The organism is Methylocystis suflitae (assembly GCF_024448135.1).
Classification (GTDB): domain Bacteria; phylum Pseudomonadota; class Alphaproteobacteria; order Rhizobiales; family Beijerinckiaceae; genus Methylocystis; species Methylocystis suflitae.
Genome location: NZ_JAMRYX010000053.1, coordinates 1 through 21,493, shown reverse-complemented (window position 1 = coordinate 21,493; position 21,493 = coordinate 1). Strand labels below are relative to the sequence as shown.

The 21,493-nt window shown below is 63.8% G+C and carries 25 protein-coding genes and 1 tRNA gene; 11 read left to right on the top strand and 15 right to left on the bottom strand.

Translation table 11 applies throughout. The features are described from left to right. The first annotated feature begins 77 nt into the window (after window positions 1-77). From NEI07_RS04300 to NEI07_RS04280, 5 genes are all read left to right on the top strand, one after another. The gene (locus tag NEI07_RS04300; protein WP_256032961.1) at window positions 78-2,555 is read left to right on the top strand and encodes a DNA translocase FtsK; all 2,478 of its coding nucleotides are present in this window, start codon (window positions 78-80) and stop codon (window positions 2,553-2,555) included. Between the two features lie 23 nt (window positions 2,556-2,578). Then, a complete protein-coding gene (locus tag NEI07_RS04295) occupies window positions 2,579-2,977 on the top strand; it encodes a hypothetical protein (protein WP_256032959.1) in 399 nt (132 codons plus the stop codon). Continuing rightward, window positions 2,974-3,261, top strand: coding sequence for a pentapeptide repeat-containing protein (locus NEI07_RS04290; RefSeq protein ID WP_256032958.1), 288 nt, complete (start codon window positions 2,974-2,976; stop codon window positions 3,259-3,261). Before NEI07_RS04295 ends, NEI07_RS04290 begins: the two co-directional genes overlap by 4 nt. A 141-nt stretch (window positions 3,262-3,402) precedes the next feature. Next, window positions 3,403-4,287, top strand: coding sequence for an outer-membrane lipoprotein carrier protein LolA (locus NEI07_RS04285; protein ID WP_256032957.1), 885 nt, complete (start codon window positions 3,403-3,405; stop codon window positions 4,285-4,287). Window positions 4,288-4,291: 4 nt separating this feature from the next. After that, entirely contained in the window at window positions 4,292-5,248 is a 957-nt protein-coding gene (locus NEI07_RS04280) for a sodium:calcium antiporter (protein ID WP_256032956.1), read from the top strand. On the opposite strand, the gene NEI07_RS04275 is transcribed toward NEI07_RS04280, so the two are convergent. Together NEI07_RS04275 and NEI07_RS04270 are read right to left on the bottom strand one after the other, a co-directional pair. Beyond that, entirely contained in the window at window positions 5,245-6,279 is a 1,035-nt protein-coding gene (locus tag NEI07_RS04275; RefSeq protein WP_256032955.1) for an aspartate-semialdehyde dehydrogenase, read from the bottom strand. The genes NEI07_RS04280 and NEI07_RS04275 overlap by 4 nt on opposite strands. A gap of 39 nt (window positions 6,280-6,318) precedes the next feature. Then, the gene (locus NEI07_RS04270) at window positions 6,319-6,696 is read right to left on the bottom strand and encodes a hypothetical protein (protein ID WP_256032953.1); all 378 of its coding nucleotides are present in this window, start codon (window positions 6,694-6,696) and stop codon (window positions 6,319-6,321) included. Between the two features lie 138 nt (window positions 6,697-6,834). Between NEI07_RS04270 and NEI07_RS04265 the strand changes: the two genes are divergently transcribed. Further along, window positions 6,835-7,563 (top strand): hypothetical protein, encoded by a 729-nt coding sequence (locus NEI07_RS04265; protein ID WP_256032952.1) that lies wholly within the window; start codon window positions 6,835-6,837, stop codon window positions 7,561-7,563. Between the two features lie 14 nt (window positions 7,564-7,577). Here NEI07_RS04265 and NEI07_RS04260 read toward each other — a convergent pair whose 3' ends face one another. From NEI07_RS04260 to pdxR, 9 genes are all read right to left on the bottom strand, one after another. Next, complete coding sequence (locus NEI07_RS04260; protein ID WP_256032951.1) at window positions 7,578-8,369, bottom strand: succinate dehydrogenase iron-sulfur subunit; 792 nt, start codon at window positions 8,367-8,369, stop codon at window positions 7,578-7,580. Between the two features lie 9 nt (window positions 8,370-8,378). Next, window positions 8,379-8,825, bottom strand: coding sequence for a type II toxin-antitoxin system VapC family toxin (locus NEI07_RS04255; RefSeq protein WP_256032950.1), 447 nt, complete (start codon window positions 8,823-8,825; stop codon window positions 8,379-8,381). Next, on the bottom strand, window positions 8,819-9,061 hold the full coding sequence (locus NEI07_RS04250; protein WP_196405732.1) for a FitA-like ribbon-helix-helix domain-containing protein: 243 nt from the start codon (window positions 9,059-9,061) through the stop codon (window positions 8,819-8,821). The genes NEI07_RS04255 and NEI07_RS04250 overlap by 7 nt, the downstream gene beginning before the upstream one ends. Window positions 9,062-9,216: 155 nt before the next feature. Beyond that, a complete protein-coding gene (gene sdhA / locus NEI07_RS04245; protein ID WP_256032949.1) occupies window positions 9,217-11,049 on the bottom strand; it encodes a succinate dehydrogenase flavoprotein subunit in 1,833 nt (610 codons plus the stop codon). A 145-nt stretch (window positions 11,050-11,194) separates the two neighbouring features. Next, window positions 11,195-11,590, bottom strand: coding sequence for a succinate dehydrogenase, hydrophobic membrane anchor protein (gene sdhD, locus NEI07_RS04240; protein ID WP_256032948.1), 396 nt, complete (start codon window positions 11,588-11,590; stop codon window positions 11,195-11,197). A gap of 13 nt (window positions 11,591-11,603) precedes the next feature. Then, window positions 11,604-12,011 (bottom strand): succinate dehydrogenase, cytochrome b556 subunit, encoded by a 408-nt coding sequence (sdhC, locus tag NEI07_RS04235; RefSeq protein WP_256032947.1) that lies wholly within the window; start codon window positions 12,009-12,011, stop codon window positions 11,604-11,606. Window positions 12,012-12,167: 156 nt separating this feature from the next. Further along, on the bottom strand, window positions 12,168-12,893 hold the full coding sequence (locus NEI07_RS04230) for an outer membrane protein (protein ID WP_256032945.1): 726 nt from the start codon (window positions 12,891-12,893) through the stop codon (window positions 12,168-12,170). A gap of 174 nt (window positions 12,894-13,067) precedes the next feature. After that, the gene (locus tag NEI07_RS04225; RefSeq protein ID WP_256032943.1) at window positions 13,068-14,282 is read right to left on the bottom strand and encodes an MFS transporter; all 1,215 of its coding nucleotides are present in this window, start codon (window positions 14,280-14,282) and stop codon (window positions 13,068-13,070) included. Window positions 14,283-14,676: 394 nt separating this feature from the next. Continuing rightward, window positions 14,677-16,200 carry a MocR-like pyridoxine biosynthesis transcription factor PdxR gene (gene pdxR, locus NEI07_RS04220; RefSeq protein WP_256032942.1) on the bottom strand — a complete coding sequence of 508 codons (1,524 nt, stop codon included), beginning with the start codon at window positions 16,198-16,200 and terminating at the stop codon, window positions 14,677-14,679. Between the two features lie 241 nt (window positions 16,201-16,441). Here pdxR and NEI07_RS04215 point away from each other — a divergent pair, with 241 nt between their 5' ends. Then, a complete protein-coding gene (locus NEI07_RS04215) occupies window positions 16,442-16,642 on the top strand; it encodes a hypothetical protein (RefSeq protein ID WP_256032941.1) in 201 nt (66 codons plus the stop codon). Window positions 16,643-16,701: 59 nt separating this feature from the next. Here NEI07_RS04215 and NEI07_RS04210 read toward each other — a convergent pair whose 3' ends face one another. The 3 genes from NEI07_RS04210 to NEI07_RS04200 all read right to left on the bottom strand — a co-directional run bounded on the left by NEI07_RS04210 (window position 16,702) and on the right by NEI07_RS04200 (window position 17,582). Then, window positions 16,702-16,980 (bottom strand): hypothetical protein, encoded by a 279-nt coding sequence (locus NEI07_RS04210; RefSeq protein WP_014892689.1) that lies wholly within the window; start codon window positions 16,978-16,980, stop codon window positions 16,702-16,704. Between the two features lie 102 nt (window positions 16,981-17,082). Then, window positions 17,083-17,361, bottom strand: coding sequence for a hypothetical protein (locus tag NEI07_RS04205; protein WP_256032938.1), 279 nt, complete (start codon window positions 17,359-17,361; stop codon window positions 17,083-17,085). Between the two features lie 146 nt (window positions 17,362-17,507). Further along, window positions 17,508-17,582, bottom strand: a tRNA-Val gene (locus NEI07_RS04200). A gap of 249 nt (window positions 17,583-17,831) precedes the next feature. Between NEI07_RS04200 and NEI07_RS04195 the strand changes: the two genes are divergently transcribed. The 3 genes from NEI07_RS04195 to NEI07_RS04185 all read left to right on the top strand — a co-directional run bounded on the left by NEI07_RS04195 (window position 17,832) and on the right by NEI07_RS04185 (window position 19,852). Beyond that, the gene (locus NEI07_RS04195; protein ID WP_256032937.1) at window positions 17,832-18,011 is read left to right on the top strand and encodes a YdcH family protein; all 180 of its coding nucleotides are present in this window, start codon (window positions 17,832-17,834) and stop codon (window positions 18,009-18,011) included. Window positions 18,012-18,118: 107 nt separating this feature from the next. Beyond that, entirely contained in the window at window positions 18,119-19,534 is a 1,416-nt protein-coding gene (locus NEI07_RS04190) for a protein adenylyltransferase SelO (RefSeq protein ID WP_256032934.1), read from the top strand. 102 nt (window positions 19,535-19,636) lie between these two features. Continuing rightward, window positions 19,637-19,852, top strand: coding sequence for a YdcH family protein (locus NEI07_RS04185; RefSeq protein ID WP_256032932.1), 216 nt, complete (start codon window positions 19,637-19,639; stop codon window positions 19,850-19,852). Between the two features lie 47 nt (window positions 19,853-19,899). On the opposite strand, the gene NEI07_RS04180 is transcribed toward NEI07_RS04185, so the two are convergent. After that, entirely contained in the window at window positions 19,900-21,111 is a 1,212-nt protein-coding gene (locus NEI07_RS04180; protein WP_256032931.1) for a cation:proton antiporter, read from the bottom strand. A 193-nt stretch (window positions 21,112-21,304) separates the two neighbouring features. On the opposite strand from NEI07_RS04180, the gene NEI07_RS04175 reads away from it, so the two are divergent. After that, a partial coding sequence (locus NEI07_RS04175) for an AIR carboxylase family protein (RefSeq protein WP_256032988.1) occupies window positions 21,305-21,493 on the top strand: 189 nt, incomplete at its 3' end.

Genomic DNA, 21,493 nt, shown 5'->3' with positions numbered 1-21,493 from the left:
CTTAACCGAGATTTTTTACGCTGCCCCGCATCCGCGCGCCGTTGGCGGCGCTGCGATCAAGCGAGGCTTCTCTTCATATGCGCAGCCATGCAAGGGGCCATTTTACCGAGCAGCTTCGCGAGTTTGCGGCGCGCAGGCTGGCGGAAATCCTGGGCGCCGCCTTGCTCGTGGGCGCCGGTGCGCTCACACTAGCGCTCGTCAGCTGGTCCGCCCGCGATCCTTCGCTCAACCACGCGACCTCGGGCCACGTCCGCAATCTGCTCGGCGGGCCGGGCGCGATCGTCTCCGATCTGTTGATGCAACTCGTCGGCTTCGGCGCCATCGCCGCCATCGTGCCGATCGCGACCCAGGGATTGCGTCTTATGAGACGTCGCCGGATCGGCCGCGTGATGCTGCGCGTTGGACTCTGTGTCCTCGGCGTTTTCGCAACCGCCGCGACCGCGTCGCTTCTGCCCGCGACCGAACGCTGGCCGCTGCCCACCGGCCTCGGCGGCGTCGCCGGCGACGCCATCCTTACTGTTCCGCGGTTGATCTTTGCCGGCTCGGGCATGCTGACCGCGCTGTTCGGCGTCGCCGCCGCTTTCGTCGCCATCCTCGCCGTAACCGGCGCAGCGGGGCTGGGCTTCGAATCCGAAGCGGATATGCGCATCCGGTCCTCTGAAGATGACGCGAAGATTCGTCCGGGCGCCGACGATGACGACGACGCCGGCGGCGAGCCTGGCGTCGCGTTGATCTCGCTCGGCGCGCTGATTCATCTTGGACTGGCGTTGAAAGCCTGGATGCTGCGCGCCGCCGCAAGGTTCAAACGTCGCGCCACGACGACGGACCGACCGCCGCCGCCGCGCTATCCGCGCGTCGAGCCGACCTTCGAGGACATGGACGTTTACCCCGCCTTTTCGCCGCCGCAGCCCCTCGATCTCGACGAGGGGACCTATGCGCCCGCGGCCGCCGCTCCCCCTGCTCCCCGCAGGACGCGTGCGCCAGCCCGCGCCGCGCAGCCACGCGTCAATACGCGCTACGAAACGCCGCCCCTGACCCTTCTCGCCGAGCCGAAGAAACAGCCGAGCGGCGTCAAGCTCCCGCAGGAGGCGCTCGAGCACAACGCGCGTCTGCTTGAGGGCGTGCTCGAGGATTTTTCCGTCAAGGGCGACATCATCAATGTCCGCCCCGGGCCCGTGGTCACGCTCTATGAACTGGAGCCCGCGCCCGGCATCAAGAGTTCGCGGGTCATCGGCCTCGCCGACGACATCGCCCGCTCGATGTCCGCCATCTCCGCCCGCGTCGCCGTCGTGTCAGGGCGCAACGCCATCGGCATCGAACTGCCGAACCAGCGTCGCGAGATGGTCTATCTGCGCGAACTCATCGCCTGCGACGATTTCGTCCGCTCCAACCACAAGCTCGCCATCGCGCTCGGCAAGACGATCGGCGGCGAGCCGGTGATCGTCGATCTCGCCCGCATGCCGCATCTTTTGGTCGCCGGCACAACCGGCTCCGGCAAGTCAGTCGCGATCAACACGATGATCCTGTCGCTGCTCTATCGGCTGAAGCCCGAAGAGTGCCGGCTCATCATGGTCGATCCGAAGATGCTGGAGCTCTCCGTCTACGACAATATCCCGCATCTGCTGACGCCCGTCGTCACCGACCCGAAGAAGGCGGTCGTGGCGCTCAAATGGGCCGTGCGCGAGATGGAGGATCGCTACAAGAAAATGTCGAAGCTCGGCGTGCGCAACATCGACGGCTACAACGCCCGCGTCGCCGACGCGCAGGCCAAAGGCGAGACGATCACCCGCACGGTGCAGACCGGTTTCGACCGCGAGACCGGCGAGGCGATCTTCGAGCATGAGGAGATGACGCTCTCCGCGCTGCCTTATATCGTCGTGATCGTCGACGAGATGGCGGATCTCATGCTCGTCGCCGGTAAGGATATCGAAGGCGCGATCCAGAGACTGGCGCAAATGGCGCGCGCCGCCGGCATCCATCTGATCATGGCGACGCAACGCCCCTCCGTCGATGTCATCACCGGCACGATCAAGGCGAATTTCCCGACGCGCATCTCCTTCCAGGTGACCTCCAAGATCGACAGCCGCACGATTCTGGGCGAACAGGGCGCCGAGCAGCTGCTCGGCCAGGGCGACATGCTCTACATGGCGGGCGGCGGTCGCATTTCGCGCGTGCATGGGCCTTTCGTGTCCGACCGCGAAGTCGAGGACATCGTCGCCCATGTGAAGACGCAAGGCGCGCCGCAATATCTCGACGCGATCACCGCCGAGGACGATGTTGGCGAAGACGGCGAAGCGCCCCTTCCCGGCTCGATGGACGCTGAGGAAGGCGGCGACCTTTACGACCGCGCCGTCAATATCGTGCTGCGCGACAAGAAGTGCTCGACGAGCTACATCCAGCGCCGCCTCTCGGTCGGCTACAACAAGGCCGCTTCGCTCGTCGAACGCATGGAGCAGGAAGGCGTCGTCTCCGCGCCCAACCACGCCGGAAAGCGCGAAATTCTCGTCGGCGGCGGCATCGATCGCGGCGCCTTCGATATCGAGGCGGCGGAGTAGGAACTTTTCAGCCGGGAGTTTCTATGCCGTGGTGGATTGAATTCTCGGAAGTCGCTCGCAATCTGGGCCTCGTCGTCGCCGGCGCGGTCGGCGTCTATCTCGGCTGGAAACGAGTGACCGTGGCCAACCAGCAAGCCGAGGCGCAGACCCGTCAGGCAGAGCTGACACGCCGGGACCATGTCGCTGAGCTGTTCAACAGAGCCGTGGGGCAGCTAAGAGACGAAAAGCTTGAGGTCCGGCTGGGGGCGATTTTCACGCTCGAGCAAATCTGCCTCGATTTCGAAGACCTGTCCGGACCCGTACTACAGCTGCTGACTATATATCTGCAGGAAAGCCCTGTAGACTATGGCGACTCCGAACCGCCGGCGGATGTTCGTGAGATTGTCCGGCTGGTGCGCAATCGGAGAGGACGGAGAGAATGACGCAGGCAGCCCGCGGCGAGACGAGACGAGAGTTCAGGATCGACCTGAGCGGGACGTTCATTCGGCGAACCGACCTCAGCAACGCCGATCTCGAAGGAGCCGACCTGCGCGGGGCCGACTGCGCCTTCGTGAACTTTCGCGGCGCGAATTTGCGGGACGCCATGCTGGACGGAACCAATCTGAAAGGCGCCGACCTCACTGGCGTTCGCAATCTTACACGCGCTCAGATCGCACGAGCGATCATTGACGATCAAACCATCCTTCCGTCCGCGCTGGCGGAATAGCCCGGCGCCCGAAGGCGCTTGGCGCACGGTCTGGCAAGAGCAGCTTAAGTCTCGGCATCTATGCCTGAGACGTTCCCCCGCCCCCATTCCGCCAACTTATGCTAGGAAGACGGCGACAGCTTTCCAGAATCGGAACCCGCCGTGAAATACGTCCATTTTGCCGCCCTGCTCGCCGCGCTTTCAATCGCCGTCCCGGCCGCCGCTGCGAATGTCGCGCGCGCTGCGCGGCCGACGCAGGGAAGCGTTCCGGCGGTCGCCGAGAATAAAGCAGCGGAGGCGAAGCCAGCCGAAGCCAGTCCCGTGGAAGCAAACTCCCGATCGGCTGAGGTCAAGCCTGCTGAAGAGAAGAGCTCCGACGCTAAGGCCCTGACGGCCAAGCCCGGCGAGGCCAAGCCTGCAGACCCCCCACCCGCCGGGAAGAAGGGCGCCAAGCCGTCCGCGCAGGGACCCGCCTCTGCCGCCGCCACGATCGCGCCTGCGCCCGCGCCGGAGCCTGAGAAGCCGCTCACCCGCGCCGAGGCGATCAAGCGCGCCAACGCCTTTTTCAACGCATCGCCGGTGATGACGGCCGATTTCGTGCAGATCGGCGGCGACGGCAAGCGTTCGGAAGGCAGGCTTCACGTTCAGCGCGCCGGCCGGGTGCGTTTCGAATACGCCCAGCCGGCGACGATGGAAGTCGTCGCCGACGGCGCGCAGGTCGCGGTGCGCGACCGCAAGCTCAACACGCAGGACCTCTACTTCATCACACAGACGCCGCTCAAATTCTTGATGAAGGACAAGATCGACCTCGAAAAGGACGTCACCCTCGAGGATGTGAAGATCGATGATTCCGGCGTCACCATCGCGCTCGAGGATAAGGCGACCTTCGGCGGCACGTCGCATGTGCGTTTGATCTTTGACCCCAAAACCTTCAAATTGAAGCAGTGGCAGGTGAAGGACCCGCAAGGCTATGAGACCTTGATCTCGGTCTTCAACATCGACCAGGCGAAAGTGCCCGATCCGACGCTGTTCAAGATCAACAAATAAGCCGTTGCCGTCGGCGGAGTCGATTTCGGCCGCGATCCCCTATCTAGCGCTGGCGCTGGGTCTGCTCTGCGCCACGGGCGGCGGAGAGCTGTTCGTGCGCGGCACAGTCGGGATCGCCCGCGCCGCCCGCGTCGCGCCGAGCGTCATCGCCGCGACCGTCGCCGCTTTCGCCACCTCAAGCCCGGAATTGACCGTCGCCATCCAGTCGGCGCTGGCGGGAGAGCCGGAAATCTCCTTGGGCGACGCGCTCGGCAGCAATGTCGCCAATTTGGCGCTGATCTTCGGCGTCGCTCTGCTGTTCGGGCCGCTTGCCATTATCCGCGCCGAGGTGACGCGGAATTTTGCCGTCGCCGTTGCGGCGCCTGCGGCTCTCAGCGTCATGCTGATCGACGGATCGCTGTCTCGTGCGGAGGCTGCCATCCTCTTGGGCGGTTTCGCGTTGTGGTTCGGAATGGTCGCGCTAAAGGCGCGTGAGGAGCGGCGCTTAACCCCGGCGCTGCAGGAGTCGTCTTCAGGCTTCATACGGGCTCTCGTCGAGACCTCGATCGGACTCGGGCTACTGATTGCCGCCGGAAGTCTCATCGTCTTTAGCGCAAGTGAAATCGCCAGGCGATTTGGCTTCAGCGATTTCATCATCGGCGCGACTCTGGTCGCGGTGGGCACCTCGACGCCCGAACTCGCCACTGCGCTGATGGCGCGCATTCGTCGACAAGACGACGTCGGCTTTGGGGCCCTGCTCGGCAGCAATATCTTCAACGGGCTGTTCATCATCGGGGTGGCCGGCGCCATTACGCCGATCCAGACGTCCGAATTGGAGACGGCGCCGGCTCTCATAGCCGGCTTGATCGCGCTCGCGCTGGTTTATCCGCCGCGCAGCGGCGTCTACCGTCCGTGGCGGGGCGCTGCGCTGCTCGCCGTCTATGGGGCCTATTTGGCGGCGGTGATCGCCTTCGGGCGTTAGGCCGCCTTCTTTTTTGGCGCGAGCAGTTTGCGGTTCATCAGGACTTCGGCGATCTGAATCGCGTTGAGCGCCGCGCCCTTGCGCAGATTGTCGGAAACGCACCACAGAACGAGCCCGTTATCGACGGTCGGGTCGGTACGGATGCGCGAGACATAGGTGGCGTCCTCGCCCGCCGCTTCATGCGGCGTGATGTAGCCGCCGGCTTCGGGCTTGTCGATCACCAGCACGCCCGGCGCCGCGCGCAAAATGTTACGCGCCTCGTCCGCCGAGATCGGCTTTTCGAATTCGATGTTCACCGCCTCCGAATGGCCGATGAAGACCGGCACGCGCACGCAGGTGGCGACAAGCTTGATCTTGGGGTCGAGAATCTTCTTCGTCTCCGCGACCATCTTCCACTCTTCCTTGGTGAAGCCGTCCTCCATGAAGACGTCGATCTGTGGAATCAGGTTGAAGGCGATGCGCTTGGGAAACTTCTTCGCTTCGACGGGGTTGGCGACGAACACCGATCGGGTCTGGGCAAAGAGTTCGTCCATGCCCTCCTTGCCCGCGCCAGAGACCGATTGATAGGTCGAGACGACGACGCGCTTGATCGTTGCGGCGTCGTGCAAAGGCTTCAGCGCGACGACGAGCTGCGCCGTCGAGCAGTTCGGATTGGCGATGATGTTCTTTTTGGAAAATCCCGCCGCGGCGCCGGCGTTCACCTCCGGCACAACCAAAGGCACGTCAGGGTCCATGCGCCAGGCCGAAGAATTGTCGATGACGACGCAGCCCTGCGCGCCGATCCTGGGCGCCCATTCCTTCGCGACGGAGCCGCCCGCCGACATGAGACAGATGTCGACGTCAGAAAAATCGTAGGAGTCGAGCGCCTTGCACCTCAGCGTTCTGTCGCCGAACGAGACTTCCGTGCCGATCGAGCGCGATGACGCCAGCGCAACGACTTCCGAAACCGGGAAGCGGCGCTCAGCGAGAATATCGAGCATCTCGCGGCCTACGTTGCCCGTAGCGCCGACGACCGCAACCTTATACGCCATGATCAAACTCCAGCCGGCGACCGCCGGCGCCTGAGATTTTTAGAATGGGAGGCCGACGGACATATTCCCCGACGGCGAAACGCCAATAGGCATTTTCCCGTTCGACGCGTTCGGCGTCTCGTCTTCCTTGTCCTTCTGCTTTACGCCGGACGGCGCCTTGCCGGTGGACCAGCCTTCAAGCTCGCCAAACTGGCGGTTGCCGGCGCCTCCCTGCTGCTGCTGCTGGCCGGCGCCGGCGCGCGGGGCTTGCTGCGCCTTCGCTCTCTTGGCCTTCGGCGGCGTCGTTACAGACCCCGAAGCGTCGAGCGCTCCTGGATCGGCTTGAAGCTGTTGCGCCGAGGCGACCTGGGGCCCGGCCGCGATCAGGAAAGCGGCGCAAAGGAGCGTGCCGAAAGAAAGACGAGCGCAGGTCGACATGGCGCAAATCTCCGTGAACATTTGCCCCCGTCCTAAACCGGCGGCGCGGCGGGATCAAGGCGGGCCAGCCCCGCAGTTTGTGCTGGTCCTGGTCGCCCTAATTAACTTCCGCGGGGATCAGGCAGCGTAAGGCTCGCGATGAACGTCTCAGCCTTTCTCACCGTTTTAACGCTTGGCAGCGCCGTCTCGATCATCGTGCTGATCCTTCTCGGATTGCGCAAGGCGCTTCAAACGCCCCCATGGACGGCGCGCGACCGTGACAAGGTGCTGAGCGCCTTCGCGATCGCGCTCATCGGCTGGTTCCTGGCGGCGACCGTCTCATCGTGGCTCAGCGCTTATCAAGCAGCCCCAGGCGCAATGCCGACGATCCAATACGCGCTTCTTACGCCGATTATCATCGGCGCGTGGCTGATCTGGCGGTCGCCGACAGTCGGCCTGATCATCGACGCGATACCTCAGCAATGGCTCGTGGGCGTTCAAATCTTTCGTGTGCTCGGCGGAATTTTCTTGGTCCTCTATGCGATGGGCAAGATGCCCGGCGTATTCGCCTGGCCCGCAGGAGTCGGCGACCTGCTCGTCGGCGTGCTTGCCGGGGTCATTGCGGCCGCCTATGCGCGCGCCCCGCGCGTGAATCCCGATCTGGTCATGTGGTGGAATATCCTCGGCCTCACAGACCTCATCATCGCCGTCGCAACCGGCATAGCCAGTTCGCCGTCAAGGATTCAGGTCACGGCGTTCGACCAGCCGAACGTGCTGATCACCATGTTCCCCCTCGTGCTCGTTCCCGCCTTCCTTGTTCCGTTGTGGATATTGTTGCATATCGCGTCGCTGGCGAAATTGCGCCGGCGCGCCACAACCGCCAAATAATCCTCACGGCGCGGCTATCTCGCCGCTTCCGCCTCGTCCTGGGCGATGGCCCTGTTTTTGAGTTCCGCGATCGCCTTGGCCGGCGACAGGGACTTCGGGCAGACCTGGGTGCAATTCATGATCGTGTGGCAACGGTAGAGCCGGAAGACGTCGTCCACATAGGAGACGCGATCCGTCGTCGCTTCATCGCGCGAGTCCTGCACCCAACGGAACGCCTGCAGCAGCGCCGCCGGGCCCAGAAAACGATCGGCGTTCCACCAATAGCTCGGACAGGCCGTCGAGCAGCAGGCGCACAGGATGCATTCGTAGAGCCCGTCGAGCTTGGCGCGCTGCTCCGGCGACTGCAGCCGCTCTTTCTCGGGGGCGGGACCGGCCCGCAGCCAGGGCTGGATCGCCGCGTATTGCTCATAGAAGATCGTCAGATCGGGCACGAGGTCCTTGACCACCGCCATATGCGGCAGCGGATAGATTTTGATCGCGCCGTCGATCTCATCCATGCCCTTGGTGCAGGCGAGCGTGTTCAGACCGCCGATATTCATTGAACATGAGCCGCAAATGCCCTCGCGGCAGGAGCGACGAAAAGTCAAAGTCGGATCGATCTTGTTCTTGATCCAGATCAGCGCGTCGAGAACCATCGGTCCGCAGTCGTCGGCGTCGATGAAATAGGTGTCGAGGCGCGGATTGGCGCCGTCGTCAGGGTCCCACCGATAGATGCGCAGTTCGCGCACACGCTCGGCGCCTTCGGGCCTCGGCCAGGTTTTGCCTTCGGAAATGACGGAGTTCTTGGGTAGCGCGAATTCGACCATTTTCCGATCCTACGATCCTTGCGTGTCCGTCTCGCGCATGGGCCAGTCAGCGAGAAGAACGACGCGGTTTCGATGCCCGTTGGCGATAGCCTTTTCAAGGAATTTTCGGTCGTCCGTCACCAGACTCGCGCCATTCATCATCGCGCATGCGAGATAGACGCAATCCGGGAAAGGATGGTTAAGCTTTAGCGCTATGTCGAATGCGACGCGCAGAGTCTGTTCAGCATGGACGAACCGGGAAAAAGAGGCAGGAAGATCGTCTAGGGCGTTCAACGCCTGCTCCTTTGTCACCGTCCCTTCTGTCACTTTGCGTCGCAGGGCGTTCGCCACCTCCGTGAGAATGATGTCGGGCGCGATCAGTTCCGCGGCGGTCGCCAACACATTCCGCGCTTCATTGCGCCAAGCCTCCGCAACATACCATTTGACGGCAACGCTGGCGTCGATAACGACTACCACTGGTCGCGCGCCTCGCGAATGATCGCGGTGCTGTCGCTTTGCTCGACATCCTTTGGAGTCATGGCGGCGATGCGGTCCACAGCGGCCAGACGAGCCGCGCGAACCGTGTTCTCGCTGACCGCCTTCTCAAGAAGGTCGGCGGCCTCCTCCTCCACTGTGCGGTGATGGACGGCGGCGAGTTCCTGAATCCGGGCGATCGCCTGGGGGCTGATGCTTTTGATCGTGATCGCGTTCATAGCTGCATGTCCTGATACGCAGTCTCATTGGGCGTCGCGCGGTCCGACGCTTTCACGACGCAACCGCGCCGGAGCAACAGGCGCTGATGCGGAGCGGCACGCTTCCAACAGCTTGCTATCGTTTCTTCGATAGACATCGTCGTATTCCCGTCGCCTCAATACACCCGCGCCTTCGGCTCGACGTAAGCGACCTCATTAGTCATCGTGTAGCTGTGCACCGGGCGATAATCGATTGAGGTTGTCTTCCTCTCGCGGTCGATCGTCGCGAGCGTATGTTTCATCCAGTTCTTGTCGTCGCGCTCCGGGAAATCCTCTCGCGCATGCGCGCCGCGCGATTCCGTGCGATTGGCGGCGCTCTCCATCGTCGTGACCGCCTGCACGATGAGATTGTCGAATTCGAGCGTCTCGATGAGATCGGAGTTCCAGATCAGCGAGCGATCGGTGATCTTGACGTCGGCGCCATCGCGCCAGACGGCGTTGATCTGTTCGACGCCTTCGGCGAGGACCTCGCCGGTGCGATAGACGGCGCAGTGCGACTGCATCGTGCGCTGCATCCTGTCGCGCAAGACCGCGGTGGGCGCGGAGCCGCTGGCGTTGCGGAAAAAATCGAGCCGCGACAGCGGAAGATCGGCCGAATCCGCCGGAAGTTCCGGCTGCGTATCGTTCGGCTTGATGAGTTCGGCCGCACGCAGCGCCGCGGCGCGTCCAAAGACGACGAGATCAATAAGCGAGTTGGAGCCCAGTCGATTGGCGCCATGCACCGAGACGCAGGCGCCTTCGCCGAGCGCCATCAGGCCCGGAACCACCTCGTCGGGATTGCCGTTACGCTTGCGCAGAGCCTCGCCGTGAAAATTCGTCGGTATGCCGCCCATGTTGTAATGCGCGGTCGGTATGATCGGAATCGGCTGGCGCGTTACGTCGACGCCGGCGAAAACCATCGAGCTTTCGGAAATGCCCGGCAGGCGCTCATGCAGGATCGCCGGATCGAGATGCTCGAGATGCAGATAGGCGTGATCCCTGTCCTTGCCGACGCCCCTGCCCTCGCGCACCTCCATCGTGATCGCGCGCGAAACCATGTCGCGCGGCGCGAGATCCTTCACCGAAGGCGCGTAGCGTTCCATGAAGCGCTCGCCTTCGCTGTTCGTCAGATAGCCGCCCTCGCCGCGCGCGCCTTCCGTAATGAGGCAGCCCGCGCCGTAAATTCCCGTCGGATGAAACTGCACGAACTCCATGTCCTGCAGCGGCAGCCCGGCGCGCAGCACCATGGCGTTGCCGTCGCCGGTGCAAGTGTGAGCGGAAGTGGCCGAGAGATAGATGCGGCCATAGCCGCCGGTCGCGAGCACGGTGAGCGCGGCGCGAAAACGGTGAATTGTCCCGTCATCGATCTTCAGGCACACGACGCCCCGGCAGGCGCCGTCCTGATCCATGATGAGATCGAGCGCGAAAAATTCGACGAAGAACTTCGTGTCGAGCTTCAGCGCCTGTCCGTACATCGTATGGAGCATCGCGTGGCCGGTGCGATCGGCGGCCGCGCATGTGCGCTGCGCCGGCGGGCCCTTGCCGAAGTCCGTCGTCATCCCGCCGAAAGGACGCTGATAGATCGTGCCTTCGCTCGTGCGCGAGAAGGGGACGCCCCAATGCTCCAGTTCATAAACTGCGGGCGGGGCGTTGCGGCACATATATTCGATGGCGTCTTGGTCGCCGAGCCAGTCGGAGCCCTTAACGGTGTCGTACATGTGCCATTTCCAATTATCCGGCCCCATGTTGCCGAGCGCGGCGGCGATGCCGCCCTGCGCCGCCACGGTGTGCGAGCGGGTTGGAAAGACCTTGGTGACGCAGGCGACGTTCAGTCCCGCCTCGGCGCAGCCGACGACGGCGCGAAGTCCCGAACCGCCTGCGCCGACGACGACGACGTCAAAAGTGTGATCGACGATCGCATAGGCCCGACCGCCCACCGACACATTTGATGCAGGACCCTTTGCAATCATCGATTAAGCCTTCTCGAATCTCATGTGCGCCGCGCGCGGCGTAGCTGCGTCGTTACAAGACGGGATCATTGAGCTCAAAGCAGCGATGTCGCGCTGCTTCCTGCTCTCGCCTGTCACGCCGACGTCTGTCGATCGCATCGTCCGACTACTTCGGCGCGGCGATGAGGAGGATCGCGAGGATCCAGATCGCTGCGATGACGCGCGACGCCCAAGTGTTGGCGACGATCGCCTGCGCCTTCAACGCTTTGTCGTGCACGTAATCTTCGATGATGTCATCCATGCCGCGTCGCGCATGGATCATGCCGATGACGCCAAACGCAAGCAGCACGAGCGCGGGAATCGGCCTGCCGATTTCGGCGCGCACCGCTTCGAGCGGCTTGCCGGCAAGTCCGAGAATCCACCAGGCGCTCAACATCCCAAGCGGGACAAGCGCATAAGACGTCAGCCGCATGAAGCGTGCATGGGGCGAACCGCTATGGTCGGAGACATAGGCGTCGCCGGGTCCGGTTCGACCGCTCTTGAATCTTGCAGCAACCGTCATGAATTCGCTCCGCTCAGCTCGCCAGCGTCTTGAAGATGAAGACGAGCAGCGTCAGCAGGATGCCGCCGACGAGCGTCCCCTGCGCCAGCAGTTCCCGCCCCTTTGCATCCATGTAAAGGCCGCGATCCCAGAGCGCGTGGCGCACGCCGCCGAGCAGATGATGAAAAATCGCCCAAACGACCATCAGCACAAGCAGATTGCCGATGAAGCCCGACGCGATCCAGGAAACGGCGGAGAAGGCCCCGCCGCCGATCGCCGCGCCGAGCAGGAACAGCGCCAGAAGCGCCATGCCGACGTAAAGCCCCGCGCCGGTGATACGATGCGCGATCGACATCGTCATCGTCAGGATGGGCTTGAAGATCGTCAGATGCGGCGACAGCGGCCGCCGCGCGGCGAGCCTGTCTGTGTCGGCGTCGGCCATGTGGAACCCTCTCGCGTGCGGCCGATTTCTTTCTCGGAACGCTTCCAAGCAGATAATTCAATTGTTGTGGCGCCGCAACCAAAAGCGATCGAACAGGCGCGGACGCAAAAGCCCCCGTCTTGGGGACTCTTGCGCGCGCGTTCATAGCATTTGGATTCAGTAGTTCGCCATCGCCGGTCCGGGAGGCGCCAGCATCCAGTTGAAGCGGTAGTTGACGCCCGCGCGAATAGTATTGAGATGCGCGCGCTGCTCGGTTTCGATGATGAAAGGCGCGACGTAGATAGAATCGTAATTCGCGCCCATGTTTGTGTAGAGATATTCGACCTTCGCCGACCAGTTCGGCAGGAAAGCGTATTCGAGCCCGCCGCCTGCCGTCCAACCGGTTCCCGTGCGGGCCTGAGAGCCAAACCATCCGTAGTTGAGACTCAGGTCGCCATAGGCGAAGCCGCCCGTGCCGTAAAGCAGCAGCTGCGCGTTCAGCATCGACACGCCCGCCCGCCCGCGCACCGTGCCGAACCAGTCGACGTTGCGCGTCACGCCCCACCCCTGATTGCCGTCGCCGCCGACGCTCGATCCTTGAAAATCCGTTTCCAGGCCGACGACAAAAAGCGGCGTGACTTGGTAATTATAGCCGATCTGGGCGCCGCCCACGACGCCGCCGGTGTTGGACCCGCTCGAGGGCGCCAGCCAATGTCCATAGTCGTCTCGATCGAGCCAGCCGCCGCCAAGATTGAGGCCGACGTAGATCCCGGTCCAGGTGAAGACTGGCGGCGGCGGAAGATAGGCCGCCGGCGGCTCCCTGCGCGAAGGCAGGTCTGCGGCCGAGGCGGACAGAGCGGCCAGGGACGCCGCGACGGCGAAGCCGAAAGCTCGTTTTTTCATTAGAACCTCGATGGTGCGTTCCTTGAAACGCCAGCGCCCCCGCCGGTTGCGAAATGAACGATCAACAATGGCGCAATTGCGAAATTTTATCGTTCATTTTCAATGCTTAATCGACATGCTTAGCCATCCGTTAACCGGCCTGAATTCTGCCGTGAAGCTCTTAACGCGCGCCGCTCAATCCGGCCTGGGGACCGCCCCGCTCCGACTGCCGCCCGCCGCTAACCCAGCGAGCGCCAGCGACGCGCAAAGCGCGCCCGCCCAGAAGGCGGCCTGGGGACCAAAGGCGTCCCAGAGCGCCCCCGCGCCCGCGCTCGCGACAAGCAGCGCGACGCCGCTCGCGAGATTGAAAACGCCGAAAGCCGAGCCGCGCAGCGCGAGCGGCGCGACGTCGGCGACAAGCGCGGCGAGCAGGCCCTGGGTGAGGCCCATATGCAGGCCCCAAAGCGCCACGCCCAGCCAAACGAGCGGCAAATGCTCGGCGACCGCCAAGGCGGCGTCGGCGGCGATCAGCGCGACAAGGCCCGCCATCAGCGGCGTCTTGCGATCGCCGCGATCCGAGAAGGCGCCGACGGGATAGGAGGCGCCGGCGTAGACGACATTCATCGCGACGAGCGCCAGCGGCGCGAGCGCCTCCGGCAGTCCGACGTCGCGCGCCTTCAAAATGAGGAAAGCTTCCGAGAAACGCGCCAAACTGAAGACGACGCCGATCGCCACAACGATCCAGAAGGGGCCGCCGAGCCGGCGGACTTCGTCGATGTGCAGCGGAAAACGCGCCGGCCGCGGCGGGCGAGAGGCTTCCGGTTCGCGCACGCCCAGCGCCAGCACCACAACGGCGAGAGCCGCCGGAATCGTCGCGATCCAGAACACGAAGGGGATGCTGTTCGCCGAGAACCACATGGCGGCCACAGCGACGGCCGGCCCGAGAAAGGCGCCGATCGTGTCGAGCGACTGGCGAAGCCCGAAAGCCGCGCCGCGAACGGAGGACGGCGCGATATCGGCGACAAGCGCGTCGCGCGGCGCCCCGCGTATGCCCTTGCCGATGCGATCGATGAAGCGGGCGGCCATGACCCAGGCGACATTCGGCGCCAGCGGAAACATCGGCTTGGTCAGCGCGGCAAGCCCATAGCCGATGATCGCCAGCTGCTTGCGGCGGCCGAACCAGTCCGATAGCGCGCCAGAAAAAATCTTGACGACCGAGGCGGTCGCCTCGGCGACGCCTTCGATGACGCCGACTTCGGCCATCGAGGCGCCCATCGCCCCGACGAGATAGATCGGCAGCAGCGCATGGATCATCTCGGAAGAAAAATCCATGAGCAGCGACACGAGGCCGAGCGCCCATACGCCCGAAGGTATGGCGCGCAGACGCGAGACGCCGCTGGAGTCGTTCATGAACCTACAAGGCTCGCGCGCTGACCCTCTCCCAAAGAGAGAGGGTCGGTCCGAAGGACCGGGGAGAGGGCCGCTCGCTTCACTCGAAGTCGATGTGAGCGGCGCGCCACTGCGTTACGCAAACCCATGCAGCGCGGCAACCCCTCTCCCGGCTGCTTCGCAGCAACCCTCTCCCCAGGGGAGAGGGTTAGCACGCGGATACCCTCTCCCGTCGGGAGAGGGTCGGTCCGAAGGACCGGGGTGAGGGGTTGCGATCTCTCCGCTTCAGGCGCAAGGAATCCGCTGCGGCTGCGCTAAAATGAGAGCAGGGAACCCCTCACCCGGCTGCTCCGCAGCCACCCTCTCCCGATGGGAGAGGGTTGGCGCGCGCTGCAATAAAGGCACGCGTTAAGCGCTACGCCTTCAGCGCCTGCGCCAGCCGCGCGATTCCGTTCTCGATCTCTTTTTCGGTGAGCGCGACGAAGCCCAGCATCAGCAGCCGATCGCCGCCGTCATTGTCGTCGAAGCGCAGCGCCGAGCCCGTCGCCAGCGAACAGACGCCAACGCCCGCGGCAACGCCTCTCTTCTCCACCTCGGCGGCGTCCGGAAAACCGTCCGGCAGCTTCCAGACGAGATGCATGCCGGCCTGGTCGCCGTAGATCTCGCAGGCGCCGAAATGATTCCGCAGCGCGCCCAGCAGCGCGTCGCGCCGATCGCGATAGAGCTGGCGGATGCGCCGCAAATGGCGCCCGAATTCGCCGCTCGACATGAAATCCGCCATCGCCGCCTGTTCTAGCCAGCTTTGGCCATTGTTCATCAGCATTTTCATGCGCCGGCCGGCTTCGGCGAGACGGCGGGGCAGCACGACATAGCCGAGGCGCAGTCCGGGTCCCATGCACTTGGAGAAGGTGCCGAGGTAGATGACGCGCTCGTTGCGATCGAGCCCCTTCAGCGCCGTCAGCGGCGAACCGATAAAACGGAAGTCGCTGTCATAGTCGTCTTCCATAATGTAGGCGTCGTACTGCGTCGCCCAGGCAAGAAGCTCGAGCCGCCGCTGCAGGCTCATGGTCACGCCGATCGGATATTGATGCGACGGCGTCACATAGGCGACGGCGCCCCTGGTTTTCGGCAATCGCGACACGTCGAGCCCGTCCTGGTCCACGGGCACGGGATGAAGCGTCGCCCCAAGGCTTTCGAGCACGAAGGCGGCGCCCTGATAGCAAGGCGACTCGACGACGGCGGTGGACCCGGGCGTCACGAGCAGGCGGCCGACGAGATTGAAGCCGTCCTGGCAGCCGCCGACGATGACGATCTGCTCCGGATCGGCGACGACGCCGCGCGCCGGCGCAAGATGTTTGGCGACGGCGCGCCGCAGCTCCATCAATCCTGCGGCGTCATTATAGCTCGTGAGATTGGCGCCGACCGCCTTCAGCCGATTCTTGATGTGATGCGACCAGGCCTTGAGCGGAAAGGATCGCGCGTCCGGCCGGCCCACCCAGAAATCGGCGGCGAGACGACGGCGCTCCGGGTCGGCGAGGCGATGGGTGCGCAACGCGCCGCAGGCCGCTGGAACTTCGATCGCAGCCCCCTGCTCTTGCGTCAGCGGCGTGCGGTGATCGGCCGACAGAAACGCCGTGTCCGGCAGATCCGGCGAAACGAAGGTGCCCACATATGGCTTCGTGCGGATATAGCCTTCGGCGATCAGGCGCTCATAGGCCAGCACGGCCGTGTTGCGTGAGACGCCAAGCTGGCTGCTCAATTCGCGCGTCGTCGGCATCGGATCGTCGCACTTCAGCTGACCATTAAGAATCATCGAGCGGATCTGATCGAAGATCTGGTTCTGCAGAGTGTTCTTGTCTGACTCGGCCAGAATGATCGACAGTTGCACATGCCCGCTCTTGACGATGGGCGCTGGACGATCCGTGGTCGTGAAGGTCATCGCTGCAATCTCCCCTGGGCGCAGGCTAATGCGCTTTCGACCGTGCCGCATAGGTCCACAGGTAAGGTAAGCATTGGCGCCAACTTTGGCAGGCCTGCAGGCGAGGACGCCAGCCAGAGAGGAGAACTGTTTTGATCTGGCGCCATGAGGTTGCTTGCTCCTGGCGCTTTTACTTGGACGCGCATTGGGGAAAGCTGCAATTGCCCAATCAGAGGCGCTAAGAAAATCGAGGGAGACCAAAATGTCGCTTGCGAACTCGCGCTTCGTGCCCCTCGCGTTTTGGGTCGGTTTTCTCGCCCTCGGCCTCGCCACCAACGTCAACCATGAAACAAAGGCGCGCGGTTTCGCGCGCGACAAGCAGGAGGTGAGCGTCGCCAGCGCTTCCGCCAAGCGCCTACCGCTGCTGATCCAGGATCTCCATCAACCCGTCATGCGCGACTGACCACGCCGAATTTCTTGCTCCTCGCGCCGCGCGAGCGGCGTTTTTTTTGCGCCGAATTCCTATGGTTTGCGCAGGGGCACGAGGCGGTTCAGCACGGTGATGGACAAGAAGCCGCCGACCCAGGCGCCCACCGCCGCGAACGCCACATAGGCCCAGTTCGACGTATAGCTGATCACCGCAAAGGCCGAGAGCAGATACCAGATGCTGCTCCAGCTCGCGGCGGCCACGCGCCGACGCTCCGACACGGCGGCGTTGAAGAACACATAGACCGCGTCGGTGATGGCGGTCGAGGCGGCGACGCCAATCCCAATCAACGGGTCAATCGCAGGCAGGTCCATGGTCTCCTCCGCTTTCGCCCGTTCAGGGCGGAGGGGAGCAGCTATGGACGCGGCAATGGAACGAGGCAATCGAGATGGCGAACGCGCCTTGGCCACGAGCGCTTACTCAGCGCGGCCGGCCTGGGCAGGCGCCTCTCCACACGCCCAAACGCATGTCTTCGCGGATTTGCCCTCGCAAAACGGCTGATAAAGGACGTAGTACCAGACCGAGTAAGGGATCGGACCGTCGGGTTGAGTCTGGGCGCCCCCGGGCATGCGCAGGATAGTGGGCGCCCTTGCCTGGGGCGCCTTTGCTTGGGGCGCCTTTGCGTGATCTTTCGACTGGGCCGCGCCGGCGGCGACGGAGAGGCCAAGCAGGGTGAGGACGAGATATTTCCACATATGCTGGCCCTGCCTCTTCAAACGAAGCAAGACGCCAGATGGCGCGCGAATATGCTCGGGCAAGCGACGAGCTACAGTTTCGCGCGCACGTCGGGTCAATGTTGCAAGGCTTGCGGCGACGGGCGAACCGAAATGGGCCGCCTAAATGGTGGGCGCGACAGGGATTGAACCTGTGACCCCTACGATGTCAACGTAGTGCTCTCCCGCTGAGCTACGCGCCCCAGGCCCGTGGGCCGGAGCGCCCGTCTATACTGACGTACGCGGCAACGCGCAAGCGGGGTTTGCCTGCGACGTTGGGAAACAGCCTTGACCGCAAGCCACGGAAAGAATTGACGTTCCGTAAAGGACGCGGGCTTCGCGTGCAAAAGTTTTGTGACATTGAGCGATTTCGAGTCTTGCGGCGCGCCCGCTTTGTGGCAGACTTAACGCCGCTCCCGCTTGTCGAGCGGAGAGAGTTAAGGAGGTTTCGCATGTCCTTGCAGGGCCATATCGTCGAACTCCAGCGCCGCCACGAGGCGCTTAAAAAGGAGATCGAGCAGGAACAGCTGCATCCCCAATCGGACGAATTGAAGATCCTGGAACTCAAGCGCAAAAAGCTGCAGATCAAGGACGAGCTCGCCAAATTGTCGATTAGCGAAACGCGACATTAGCGTTTCCCTTCGCTCACTTTCTGCTTCACGCCATGGGCGGAGAGAGATCTCCGCCTTATTTTTTTGGCATTCGCGCCGCGGCGCGCGATTTGCGAGACCCGGTCCTTATGCCCGTTACCGAGCTTTATCGCGCCGAGACGTTGCACGAAGGTCTGGGCGAGCCCTTCTTCGACCGCGTCGAACCTGCCACGTTCCCCGAACATCGACTTCGCTACCGCAATCAGCGTTGGGCGGCGCGGGTCGGCCTCGACGGGCTGAGTGATGCGGAGTGGGTTGAGCACATGGGGCGTTTTTCGCCGCTCCCGGGCGGGCTCGCGCATCCGCTGGCGCTGCGCTACCACGGCCACCAATTCCGCGTGTACAACTCGGATCTCGGCGACGGTCGCGGCTTCCTGTTCGCGCAATTGCGCGACGCCAAGGATGGCCGCCTGCTCGATCTTGGCACCAAGGGCAGCGGCCAGACTCCCTGGTCGCGGCGCGGCGATGGGCGGCTGACGCTCAAGGGCGGCATGCGCGAGATTCTGGCGACGGAGATGCTGGAGGCGCTCGGCGTCGACACTTCCAAAACTTTCAGCCTGATCGAAACAGGCGAGGCGCTGATGCGCGGCGACGAACCCTCGCCGACACGCTCAAGCGTGTTGGTGCGCCTGTCGCATTCGCATATTCGCATCGGAACGTTTCAGCGTCTCGCCTTCCATGACGACGCCGCGGCGATCGAGAGGCTGCTCGACCACGTCTGCCGCCACTATTTTCCCGCCCTCACCGATCTTCCGGCGCCGGAGAGGGCTCTCGCCTTTCTCGACGAGGTCACAGCGCGCGTCGCCCGGCTCGGCGCCGGCTATATGGCGTCAGGCTTCGTTCATGGCGTGCTCAATTCCGACAATATCAACGTCACCGGCGAGAGCTTCGACTATGGCCCATGGCGCTTTGCGCCGGTCTACGACCCGACCTTCACCGCCGCCTATTTCGACGAAAGTGGGCTTTACGCCTTTGGCCGCCAGCCCGGCGCGCTCGGCTGGAACCTGTCCCGTCTGGCCGAATGCCTGATCCCCCTCATCGGGTTAAAGGCCGCCGAACAGGTTCTGGCGACCTTCCCCACGCGCATTCAGCAGGAATTTCGGGCGGCGCTGCTCCGTCGGCTGGGGCTCGCCTCGGCCGGCGAGGAAGCCGACGCTGCGCTGGCGAAGGCCTTTGTCGATTTTCTGACAGTGACGCAGGCCCCCTTCGAACAGACCCTCTTCGACTGGCGCGGCGGCATGGCGTCCGCCGGGCGCGCCAAACACAGTCCGTCCGCGGCGCATTACGAAGCGGAAGCTTTCACGCCACTTCGCGCCGCTTTGGCCGAACATGAGCCGGCGCCGACGGCGCGCCTGGATCACCCCTATTTCCAGCGCTCGGCGCCCTGTACGATGCTGATCGACGAGGTCGAGGCGCTTTGGGCGGCGATCGCCGAGCGCGACGACTGGACGCCGCTTTACGCCAAGATCGCTGCAATCGACGAGATGCGGAGCGCCTATGAATGACGACAGAGCAATTCGCTTGAACGACCCTTGCCCGCGGCGCGATAATTGCGCTCCAGAGCAAACGATTCCCCAACGTTCAATGGCGTTCGAGGGCGACTGTCAATGAACGATACGAGCGAGATCGACACGGGCGTGACTCGCGCTGAAGTCGCGCGGCTTCGTTTGGAGCATCACGATCTGGAGACCGCGATCGACGCGTTGCTGGCGATCGGCGCCGCCGATCAGCTGCAGATTCAGCGGCTGAAGAAGCGCAAGCTGCTGCTGCGCGACCGCATCGCCTATCTCGAAGACCAGCTCACGCCCGACATTATCGCTTAAGCTGGGTTGGCTTCGTTCCTCTCGCCGCTCTGTGGCCGGATCGCCGCTTATGGCCGCCCCGCCACGAAGCCGAGGGCGCGGAGCAGCAGCGGCATGGTGAGGCCCTGAACCACAATCGAGAAGCCGACCACTGCGAAAGTGATGGCGAGTATCTCGTCGCGTTGCGGCAGATCGCCGGGAAGCGATAGCGCCAGGGCGAGCGCAAGCGCGCCGCGCAAGCCGCCCCACCAGAGAACATGCTGCTCGCGAAACGAGATCTTCCATCGCGAAAGGAAAAACAACGAACTCAACGGATAGACGACGACGGCGCGCGCGCAAAGCACCGTAGCGATCCCCACGGCCAGCGCCGTCGCCCCAATGGCGCCGAACGGAGTCGACGCCACATCCGCGCCAATCATGAGAAACACCATCGAATTGGCCAGGAAAGCCGCGAAATCCCAAAAGGACAGAACGAATTCGCGCCCCTTGAGGGTGATGTAGCCGCCTTCGTGCTCGCTCAGCAGGCCCAGATTGCCCATGACGAGGCCGGCCGTCACCGTCGCCAGCACGCCGGAGACATGGAAATATTCGGCGACCAGAAAAGAGCCGAATGCGGCGATGGTCGTCAGCGCCGCTTCGATGAGATGTTCCGAGGTGCGCAGCGAGGCGAGGATGGCGGCCCCGCCGAACAAGGCCCCGACAATGACGCCGCCGAACACGACTTTCCCGAGAGTCAAGGCGGTCGCCGCGGCGCTCTGGTCCGCGCCGCCGCTCTGCACGAAGGCGAGCGCCATGACGAAGAGCACCGCCGCAGCGCCGTCGTTGAGCAGGCTTTCGCTTTCGACCAGCAGCCGCATGCGGCCTTTGATCCGGTTGTCCTTGAACATCGCAATGATCGCGACCGGATCCGTCGCCGCGATCAGCGCGCCAAACAGCATCGCCGAGAAAAGAGGCCAGTGGAGCAACGTCGTCATCGACGCTGTGACAACGGCTGCGGAAACGACCGTTCCGATTCCCGCGAGCGCGAGCAAAGGCAGCGAATCGCGCACCAGTTCGCGCCAGGACAGGGTCAGCGCCGCCTCGAACAGGAGCGGCGGCAAGATGAGGTCGAAAATCAGATCATGAGTCAGATGCGGCGCGAAGTCGGCGCCCGACAAAGCGACGGCGGCGCCGACAAGAACCAGTCCGACCGTATAGGGCAGTCTGATCTGACGCGCGGCAATTGCGACGATCATCGCAACGGCCAGCACCGCGACCGCTTGCCTCAGACCTTCATCCATGTCGCGTCTACTCCAATCAAAGAAAATCTTGCAGGGTTGTTTAGCTGCGCGCCGCCCGCTCGCGAAGTGAAATCGGCCTGCGATCGACGCCAATCGCGCGCTTGCCTATCGGGAAGCCATCGTCTATGCCGCATGGCTTCCCTTTGCGAAGGAAGCCAGAGTGGGGAAGTCGAAGCCGCCGGTCGCCGTCATCATGGGGTCGCAGTCCGACTGGGCGACGATGCGCCACGCGGTGGAAACTCTCGCGGCGCTCGAGATCGGCTATGACGTGCGCATCGTTTCGGCCCATCGCACGCCCGACCGGCTGGCGGCGTTCGCGAAGGGCGCCGAATCGGAAGGCTTCCAGGTCATCATCGCCGGGGCTGGCGGGGCCGCGCATCTG